Consider the following 8,494-nt stretch of genomic DNA (forward strand, 5'->3'; position numbering starts at 1 on the left):
CGTGAAGCAATTTAATAAAACCAGGACGATCATTAGTAATGGTAAATTCATTTTTACTTTCACCAATTAGCTCACAAATAGTAGAAGTAGACTTACTTACATCAATTCCAAAAGTAACTTGCATAATATAAACCTCCTAAGCATGCGTAGTAAAGGGTATTTACTTAAGAAATCAGATCTAATTTTCTAAACTCGACATCAAAGTGTCCACATTCTTCGAAGAGACTATTGATAACTTAAGTAAAACTGCCAGTTTTGTTTACGACATCAAGTGTCTAAAAGAGCTTTGACATATCGCTTTACTACTACTTAAATTCTACAAGAGAATAAAAATAGTGAATTAATTATCCCGTCGGATAACTAATTCACTATTTAGCTTAGAATGTTTTGTTTTTCTATTTTTATTTCAAATATCTTATTATAAAGCGTAGTTGCACCGTATTTCTTATGATAAGCAACAGTTAAATAAGCATGATTTTGATCAATTACTTGTATTCCTTCAAATTCTGTCACAAATCCACGCATATTTAGTAATTTTTCTTTATCTAGATTGATGACTTCCCAATTATCTGCTATTTTACTTCCCCAAGGAATTTTTACTATTTCTCGTGGACTACTCTGAATAGCAAATCCTAGCCAATTTTGTTTGGGACTTGGCTGACTAGAAATATAAATATTTTTTTCGTTATCAATGCCATAGCCTTGAATAGAAGCAATGTATTTACTATTAAAATTAGGAATAGTAAAAGAATCTAAACAAGTTAGATTTTCAATATTTATATCTTTGGGATTATCCTCAATGCCATCCAGCACCTTATTTATCTCAGCTAAATTATAAAGCGCAAAATGTCCGGTATGATCTTTATCGATACTAGCAATTAGAAAGGTTTGAAAATCAGGTGATATAGCAGCCTCTACTCTAACTAAATTTTTGCCTGGATATCTCTTGCCTGCGCGATTTAGATATGACAAACGTGGTAACTGGGTATTACTATTAAAAATTTGTTCACCGGCTTCCCCCAAATTAACACGAGCAATTTGAGTAGCCCAAAGTGTATGACCGAATTTTTTGGGTTTTACCCCAACAAAATAGCGATTTTCACGTCCAGAATATATCCAAGTTTGAGTATGACTGCCAGCCAAATTTTGATTATTCCCCTTTAAATATAAAACAGGTTCTTCGTCTTCAAAATCAACTTCTTGACCAAAAGCAGGATGGCGGTAGACCACTGTATCAGTTTGCTGATGAAGTAGTTGCAAAGCATAAACTTGCTCTGGACTGACAGCACTAGCCTGTACTACGACATGATGCAAATTATTTAAATCATATTTTAACTTTATTTGTGCATTTCTTTGAATCATATCTTAGATCTTTTCTTTTCATTAGTATATAAAAAAATAAAGCCTTCTCCGATGAGAAAGCTTTATTTTTATTATTTACGACGCTTTTCAGCAATTCTTGCTGCCTTACCATGACGATCACGTAAGTAGTAAAGCTTAGCACGACGTACACGACCTTGACGTACAACTTCAACTTTAGCAACACGTGGGTCGTTTACTGGGAAGGTACGTTCAACACCGATACCTGATGACATCTTACGAACAGTGTAAGTAGCGCTGATACCAGCACCCTTTCTCTTAATTACAACACCTTCGAAGATCTGGATACGTTCGTGACTACCTTCAACAACACGTACGTGAACACGAACAGTATCACCAGCACGGAAGTCTGGTAAATCGGTACGGATTTGATCTTTTGTTAATTCTTGAATTAATGGATCCATTATATTTCTCTCCTTCTACGGCATTCATAAACAACCTCTGCCAGCGGAATACCCATAACTCATGTGGTTAATTACCACATGAAATAGTTTATCAAATGAAAGTTTACCTGTAAATGCTATTTACCTAATTCAGCCTTAATTTCTTTAAGCATTTTTGCTTCTTCCTTAGTTAATTCACGATCTTCTAGCATATCAGGACGATTCAGAAAAGTAGTTTTTAAAGCCTCGCGATGACGCCATTCAGCAATTTTTTGATGGTTACCAGAAGTTAAAACTTCTGGTACTTTTAACCCTTCAAAATCTGCTGGTCGCGTATATTGCGGATATTCTAATAAGCCATGGGAAAAACTTTCTTCTACTGGAGAAGCCGCATTTCCTAAAATTCCTGGCAGAAGTCGTACTGTTGCATCAATCATGCTCATTGTTGGCAGTTCTCCGCCAGTTAACACATAATCACCAATTGAAACTGTTTCATCTGCTAAATCATAAACACGTTGGTCAAAACCTTCATAGTGGCCACAAATAAAAGTTAAATTTTCTTCTTTAGACCAATCCTGCGCCATTTTTTCATTAAAGGTTTTCCCTTGCGGCGCAGTTATAATAACCTTCCCTTTATTATCTAATGAGTCTAATGCCTTTTTGATCGGCATGATCTGTAAAACCATCCCTGCTCCACCACCATATGGCGTATCATCTACATGATGATGAACATCAGTTGTAAAGTCTCTAAAATTAACTAAGTTTAAATCCCATTTTCCATCTTCCAGTCCACGTCCTAGCATGGAAACTTGAAGAGGAGTAAACATATCAGGAAATAAAGTTAAAACATTAATCTTCATCGCGTAATCCCTCGAGTAAAGTTACTTCTATGCGGTGATTATCCAAATCAACCTTTTTGACAACGGAAGCAATATTTGGAATCCAGAACGATTTACCCTGATCAGGCTTAATCTCCCAAATATCATTTGCTCCTGGAGTTTCAATGTCAGTTAAAATTCCTAGTTTTTTGTCACTTTCTGCGTCGTAAACTGGTAGCTCTAAAATATCTTTATAGTAATACGACCCATCCTTTAATTCTTGGCGATCACTTTCTTTAACAAAAATCATTTCACCACAGATTTTTTTAGCCTCATCAATATTATCAATGCCTGAAAAAGTTACTAAGACAAATTGCTTATGCATTCTTGCCTTTTCTACGGTAACGGGCTCCATATCAGTATCTTTAACATTTTTTCCAATATATAAGTTTGTACCTGGAGTAAAACGTTCTTCAATAAAATCAGTAATTGGATTAACTTTAACTTCTCCTTTTAAACCATGGGTTGTTAAAATTTTACCTACTTCAAAATAATTATCCATTTAAAAACCTCATCATAAAAAGAAAAGAGCTTAGGACTTACTCCCAAGCTCTTTTTAGATCAGTAATTACTTACCGTATTTTGCATCGTGGTATCTTTTCATAATACCAGCATCTGAAAGTAAGCTTCTTACAGTATCTGAAGGTTGTGCACCCTTTTCAAGCCAATCAAAGATCTTACCTTCTTCAAGCTTAACTTCATCAGGGTTAGTAAGTGGGTTGTAGTAACCTACTTCTTCGATGAAACGACCATCACGTGGCATACGTGAGTCGGCAACAACAATACGGTAGAAAGGTTTTCTCTTTGAGCCCATACGGCGCATACGAATTTTAACAGACATTTATTTTCCTCCTAATTTTCTTGACTTAAATAATATAGCACAACATAAAAATGGTGTAAAGGTTTTTTCCTTAACACACTAATTATTTTTATGAATGGAATCGTTTAATCTTTTTCATGCGCTTCTTTTTACTTTTCTTAAATCTCTTACTCATTGAGCGCATTGCCATTTTTCCCATCGGGGAATTCATTCCCGGGATATTTTCCAATCCTTTCATATTGCCCGATGTCATCTTTTGCATCATTTCTTTAGCCTGTTTAAATTGCTTAATCATTCGATTAACTTCTGCTACAGCGATTCCAGAACCGGCAGCAATTCTACGACGACGAGAAGGATTTAAAATATCCGGATCTTCCCTTTCAGCTGGCGTCATTGAGTAAACAATAGCCTTAGTATGGTCAATTTGCTTTTCTGGCATTGAAATATTCTTTAAAGCCGGATTATTAGCCATTCCAGGAATCATTTTGATAAGTTGATCAATCGGTCCCATTTTTTGAACTTGTTCTAATTGATCAATAAAGTCATTAAAATCAAATGTGTTTTCACGCATTTTTTGCGCTACTTTTTCGGCCTCTTTAGCATCATAATCTTGTTGGGCTTTTTCAATTAAGCTAAGCATATCGCCCATGCCAAGAATTCTTGAAGCCATCCGATCAGGATGGAATGGCTCCAAGGCCGTTAATTTTTCACCTTGTCCCGTGAAAAGAATTGGCAAGCCAGTAACTGCTCTTACTGATAAGGCAGCACCACCACGAGTGTCACCATCTAATTTAGTTAAGATAACACCAGTTAAATCAAGATCCTGATTAAAACCTTCAGCAACCTTGGTTGCTGCTTGACCCGTCATTGCATCAACAACAAGTAAAGTATTTTCGGGATGAGCAACTTCTGTAATACGTTTTAATTCATCCATCAATTGCTCGTCGATTTCTAAACGACCGGCCGTATCGATGATTACATAATCATTTTTATTTTTATCAGCTTCAGCAAGTCCGTGTTTAACAATTTCAGGAACATCTTGATTATCTTCACTATATACAGGTACTTCTAAGTCAGCACCAATTTGTTTTAATTGATCAATTGCGGCAGGACGATAAATATCGCCAGCAATTAATAAGGGACGAGCATTTTCGTTTTTCTTAAGGTAGTTGGCTAATTTACCAACTGTAGTTGTTTTACCAGTACCTTGTAACCCTACCATCATAATAATTGTCGGAATATGAGGAGCTTTATTTAAGGTAACGGATTCTTCACCCATCATCTTAGTTAACTCTTGATCAACAATCTTAATTATTTGTTGACCAGGATTTAAACTTTCTTGAACTTCTTTACCTAGGGCCTCTTTCTTAATAGTCTTAATAAAATCTTTTACAACTTTAAAGTTAACATCGGCCTCAAGTAAAGCTAATCTAATTTCACGTGAAGCCTCATTAATATCTGCTTCACTAATTTTTCCTTTACCAGTTAAATTTCTTAGAGCCTTTTGGAGTCTCTCGCTTAAACTTTCAAAAGCCATGTACTTAAACCTCGCCTAATTCATTTAATAAATATTTTACTTTTTCTTTAGCTAATTGATCATCTTTATTTTTCAGTGCCGTCGAAATTTGTTGAGCTAATTTGCTAAACTTTTGATAATCTTGCGCCATATGGAGTTTTGTTTCATACTTTTCTAGGGCTTTACTAGATCGTTTTAGATTATCATAAACAGCCTGCCTAGAAACATGGTGATTATCAGCAATTTCACCTAAAGAAAGATCATTATAATAATAATCTTCAAAGTAGTCTTGCTGCCCTTTTGTCAAAAGAGAACCATAATAGGCATATAAATTACCTAATAATTCATTTTTTTCAAGTTCATTCATATGTCTTCACCTTGTTTCAGTATAGCAAAAAAAGAGCGACAATCACATGTCGCTCTTTTAATTATTAAATCTTATTTATAATTAGCCGTTAACTTGTTCAACGTTAATTACAACTACGTATGCATCTGGAGTATCAGAATTTTCTACGATAGCCTTAGCAAATTCATCATTTTCATGAATTTCTGCATTACCAACTACACGAACTGCCTTGTGAGTAGGAACATTAGCTGCAACAACAGCAACTTTTGAACCATCCTTAATATTTTGGTATGCAGTTGACTTAGTTTTTTCTAAGTATTGTAATTGGTGGTCATTAATTGCAATTAATGAAGCCTTAGGACCAACTTGTGGAGTACCATCCTTGCTTACAGTAGCAAGATATGCTAATTCATCATTAAACATATTTTGTTGTTCTGGAGTTAACTTACTTGAATCTAATTTCTTCATAATTAATCTCTCCCTTTACTTATCTATTACAAGTAATATTATATCGGTTTTTGTGAAAGGATAAAAGTTATTAGCTTACAAATTCTTGGAACTTATTCTTTTACTTAATATACTGGACGACTCTCACCTTGAGTATCTGGGTCAGCTAGGCCAACGCTCTCTTTAGATAAGTAAGAAGGATCAGCAATAATTTTTACAATTAAATCAGCAATACTCTTGCGTGAACCTGATACACCAACATATTCTTCATTTTTATGAGTTACAGTGTATTTAATTTCATCACGATTATTTAACCAAGGAATACGGATGATCGTGTAATCTAATCTTGAATCTTCCAGTAATTCAGCTGATTTGATCGCAGCATCTAAACCTGATTTTACTTGTTCATGGTTCCAGCGCCCAAACTCACCTGGGACTTCATTATAAATACCCAAAATATTAGATGAAATGATACGGTTTACGTTGTTATGCTTCATTGCTTCAATTACATTTTTAGTAATTTGATTATCATGGTCATGATCAACCATTGCTACATAAACTATATCTTGACCATGCATCGCATCAGCTACTTCTTTTTCATTTTCTGCATTGCCTTCAATAATGCGGACATGATCGTTATTAGCCAAATTTGCTAAACGCTTTGAATTACGTAAGAAAAGTGTTAGTTCAACATCAGGTTGTTCTTTTAATAATCGTTCTTCAACAAGACGAGCAATTTGTCCATTTGCTCCTAAAATTAAAACATTAGTCATTTCAATTACCTCCTAATTTTGTTCTAGCTCACTTGCAGCATCGTTTACACACCGTAGAGCATTCAAACTACGTGGATAACCAATGTAAGGAATGTTTTGTGAAATTACATCAATTAAAAATTGTTTATCATTACCCATTGCTAAGTTTGCCTTAGCATGAGCCGTCAATTGAGGTTCAACGCCACCTTGAGCTGATAAGTAACAAAAAGTCATTAGCTCTCTTTCTTTAAGCGTTAAACCTTTACGGGTGTAATAATCACCAAAACAGTTATCAGCTAACCAATAATTGATATGTTGGCTTTCTTTAGGACCAGACTTCCAGAAATCTTTCATCCCTGGACCAAAAATATCAATTTGTGCTTGTTCTCCTGCTTTTAAACGCTCGTCTGTTGTAGTAGTAGCTTGGCCTTCAAGTGGAAGCTTAATACCTTGCTTTTCAAAAACTTCATTAGTTATTTTTAAAAATGGAAAAACTCTGCCAATTCCAAGATAAGCGACGGCTTGATAAACAATTTCTTTAATTTCAACTGGCTTGACACCAAAGTTTAAGGCAGCCGGTACCATAGCTTGATATTCTTCTTTACCTTGACAGCCAATTAAGGTAGCTAAAATGGTCATAAATCTTGTCCGATCACTCATGTCATCGTGATTTACTACCTCATCAAAAGCAAAGTTGTCAAAACGTTCACTAAATTCAGGATCAGTACGCTTAAAATCTGATTCATATCCTGGAAACATTTTCTCATGATATTTTTTTGCATTTTCACTAATTGCCATAATTATTACTCCTTTAAATCTTCTACTCACTTCTATTTTATTAGTAAATCAATTTTGTACCAAAAATTAAGTATTGTAATATTTGTACTTATGGAAAAAGAGTGAAGAATATCTTCTTCACTCTTTAAGTTCAAATCTTTACTACCAAACTATTCCATTAGCACCAAAAGCAGTGTATTTCTCAATTTTTAATTGAAATTCAACCACTATTTTAGGCAACTCCGCTTCTGAGAAATTTTCTTTTAATTTATAGGCTAAATTAGAAGCAACACTTTGGACTGAATTGTTTTTATCAATTTTACTCTTGGCTTCACTTAGTAAGTGCATCAAAACTGGATTAGCTTTAACTTCATAATTTGCCATTACTTCTTTTAACTCTATTTCAAATTTTATTTGTTTCTCATTCTTTTTACCAAACATCTTCTATTCCCCCGTAAATAATGTAACCCTCTACTTAATATTTTCAATAGTCAATCAAGTTTCACTTTTCATTTCACAAAGAGCAAAATTATAAAGCATCACATAATCCAATTTTATGAAAGTAGGGCAAATAAAAAATAAAATAAAAGTAGCGAAGTTAATAATGAAGTTAACCCCCAAAGTTGGACAAAAAGTTCAATTTTGGAGGTTTTTATTTTGACTAAATTTACTTATGAACAAAAACTAGCAGCCGTTAAATTATATCTTGAAGGTCAAAGTTCAGGAGAAATAATAAAAAAATTTAATATCGGAGAGCATGCTCAACTTCGTTTTTGGGTAAAACAATATAAAAGACATGGACCTAATATTCTCAATCCTAAGAAAAAGCATGAAGAATATAGTGGTGAATTTAAACTTAATGTTTTAAACTGGAAAAAACAATATCATGAAACTTATGAAGCAACTGCAGTTAAGTTTGGTATTTCAAATCCAGGCACTATTTATCAATGGCAAAAAGCTAAAGATAAAGGAGATCTTGTTGCTTCAAATAAAAAACGAGGTCGACCTCCATTGGTTAAAAAGCAAAAGAAAATTAGTCCGCTTTCTAAATCAGAGCGTGAAGAATTAGAAAGATTAAGAAAAGAAAATCGTAGTCTCTTCATTGAAAATGAATACTTAAAAAAATTAGACGCCTTAATTCAAAACAGAGAACAAAACAAGAAGAACGGCAAATAATTAAAGAATTAAGGCAAGA

General features: G+C 34.0%; 12 protein-coding genes and 1 pseudogene. 1 reads left to right on the forward strand and 12 read right to left on the reverse strand.

Translation table 11 applies throughout. The features are described 5' to 3' along the window. From LrDSM24759_RS07335 to LrDSM24759_RS07390, 12 genes and pseudogenes are all read right to left on the reverse strand, one after another. Positions 1 to 124, reverse strand: a pseudogene (locus tag LrDSM24759_RS07335) (IS110 family RNA-guided transposase); the annotation flags it as partial. Positions 125 to 372: 248 nt separating this feature from the next. Further along, the gene (locus LrDSM24759_RS07340) at positions 373 to 1,362 is read right to left on the reverse strand and encodes a class III bacteriocin (RefSeq protein WP_117118816.1); all 990 of its coding nucleotides are present in this window, start codon (positions 1,360 to 1,362) and stop codon (positions 373 to 375) included. A gap of 71 nt (positions 1,363 to 1,433) precedes the next feature. Then, positions 1,434 to 1,784: a 50S ribosomal protein L19 gene (gene rplS / locus LrDSM24759_RS07345; RefSeq protein ID WP_117118817.1), complete on the reverse strand. Its 351-nt coding sequence runs from the start codon at positions 1,782 to 1,784 to the stop codon at positions 1,434 to 1,436. A 116-nt stretch (positions 1,785 to 1,900) separates the two neighbouring features. Further along, positions 1,901 to 2,623: a tRNA (guanosine(37)-N1)-methyltransferase TrmD gene (gene trmD, locus LrDSM24759_RS07350; protein ID WP_117118818.1), complete on the reverse strand. Its 723-nt coding sequence runs from the start codon at positions 2,621 to 2,623 to the stop codon at positions 1,901 to 1,903. After that, entirely contained in the window at positions 2,613 to 3,143 is a 531-nt protein-coding gene (rimM, locus tag LrDSM24759_RS07355; protein WP_117118819.1) for a ribosome maturation factor RimM, read from the reverse strand. Before rimM ends, trmD begins: the two co-directional genes overlap by 11 nt. 66 nt (positions 3,144 to 3,209) lie before the next feature. Next, positions 3,210 to 3,482, reverse strand: coding sequence for a 30S ribosomal protein S16 (gene rpsP / locus LrDSM24759_RS07360; protein WP_117118820.1), 273 nt, complete (start codon positions 3,480 to 3,482; stop codon positions 3,210 to 3,212). Positions 3,483 to 3,570: 88 nt separating this feature from the next. Then, positions 3,571 to 4,998, reverse strand: a complete 1,428-nt coding sequence (gene ffh, locus LrDSM24759_RS07365) for a signal recognition particle protein (RefSeq protein ID WP_117118821.1) — start codon at positions 4,996 to 4,998, stop codon at positions 3,571 to 3,573. Positions 4,999 to 5,002: 4 nt separating this feature from the next. Further along, the gene (gene ylxM, locus LrDSM24759_RS07370) at positions 5,003 to 5,344 is read right to left on the reverse strand and encodes a YlxM family DNA-binding protein (RefSeq protein WP_117118822.1); all 342 of its coding nucleotides are present in this window, start codon (positions 5,342 to 5,344) and stop codon (positions 5,003 to 5,005) included. A gap of 81 nt (positions 5,345 to 5,425) precedes the next feature. After that, on the reverse strand, positions 5,426 to 5,791 hold the full coding sequence (locus LrDSM24759_RS07375; protein WP_117118823.1) for a pyridoxamine 5'-phosphate oxidase family protein: 366 nt from the start codon (positions 5,789 to 5,791) through the stop codon (positions 5,426 to 5,428). 104 nt (positions 5,792 to 5,895) lie between these two features. After that, positions 5,896 to 6,543 carry an NAD(P)H-binding protein gene (locus LrDSM24759_RS07380; protein WP_117118824.1) on the reverse strand — a complete coding sequence of 216 codons (648 nt, stop codon included), beginning with the start codon at positions 6,541 to 6,543 and terminating at the stop codon, positions 5,896 to 5,898. Positions 6,544 to 6,555: 12 nt separating this feature from the next. Then, entirely contained in the window at positions 6,556 to 7,320 is a 765-nt protein-coding gene (locus LrDSM24759_RS07385; protein WP_117118825.1) for a carboxymuconolactone decarboxylase family protein, read from the reverse strand. Between the two features lie 141 nt (positions 7,321 to 7,461). Beyond that, entirely contained in the window at positions 7,462 to 7,740 is a 279-nt protein-coding gene (locus LrDSM24759_RS07390) for a bacteriocin immunity protein (protein WP_117118826.1), read from the reverse strand. A 216-nt stretch (positions 7,741 to 7,956) separates the two neighbouring features. Between LrDSM24759_RS07390 and LrDSM24759_RS07395 the strand changes: the two genes are divergently transcribed. After that, the gene (locus LrDSM24759_RS07395) at positions 7,957 to 8,475 is read left to right on the forward strand and encodes a helix-turn-helix domain-containing protein (RefSeq protein WP_117118827.1); all 519 of its coding nucleotides are present in this window, start codon (positions 7,957 to 7,959) and stop codon (positions 8,473 to 8,475) included. Positions 8,476 to 8,494 lie beyond the last annotated feature (19 nt).

The sequence above is a fragment of the Lactobacillus rodentium genome, assembly GCF_003423665.1.
GTDB classification, from domain to species: Bacteria; Bacillota; Bacilli; order Lactobacillales; family Lactobacillaceae; genus Lactobacillus; species Lactobacillus rodentium.

Bases quoted from the DNA above. Each gene is read 5' to 3' on its own strand.
- ffh (WP_117118821.1), bottom strand. From the start codon at position 4,998: ATGGCTTTTGAAAGTTTAAGCGAGAGACTCCAAAAGGCTCTAAGAAAT.
- rpsP (WP_117118820.1), bottom strand. From the start codon at position 3,482: ATGTCTGTTAAAATTCGTATGCGCCGTATGGGCTCAAAGAGAAAACCT.
- LrDSM24759_RS07340 (WP_117118816.1), bottom strand. From the start codon at position 1,362: ATGATTCAAAGAAATGCACAAATAAAGTTAAAATATGATTTAAATAAT.
- rplS (WP_117118817.1), bottom strand. From the start codon at position 1,784: ATGGATCCATTAATTCAAGAATTAACAAAAGATCAAATCCGTACCGAT.
- ylxM (WP_117118822.1), bottom strand. From the start codon at position 5,344: ATGAATGAACTTGAAAAAAATGAATTATTAGGTAATTTATATGCCTAT.
- trmD (WP_117118818.1), bottom strand. From the start codon at position 2,623: ATGAAGATTAATGTTTTAACTTTATTTCCTGATATGTTTACTCCTCTT.
- rimM (WP_117118819.1), bottom strand. From the start codon at position 3,143: ATGGATAATTATTTTGAAGTAGGTAAAATTTTAACAACCCATGGTTTA.
- LrDSM24759_RS07375 (WP_117118823.1), bottom strand. From the start codon at position 5,791: ATGAAGAAATTAGATTCAAGTAAGTTAACTCCAGAACAACAAAATATG.
- LrDSM24759_RS07380 (WP_117118824.1), bottom strand. From the start codon at position 6,543: ATGACTAATGTTTTAATTTTAGGAGCAAATGGACAAATTGCTCGTCTT.
- LrDSM24759_RS07385 (WP_117118825.1), bottom strand. From the start codon at position 7,320: ATGGCAATTAGTGAAAATGCAAAAAAATATCATGAGAAAATGTTTCCA.
- LrDSM24759_RS07390 (WP_117118826.1), bottom strand. From the start codon at position 7,740: ATGTTTGGTAAAAAGAATGAGAAACAAATAAAATTTGAAATAGAGTTA.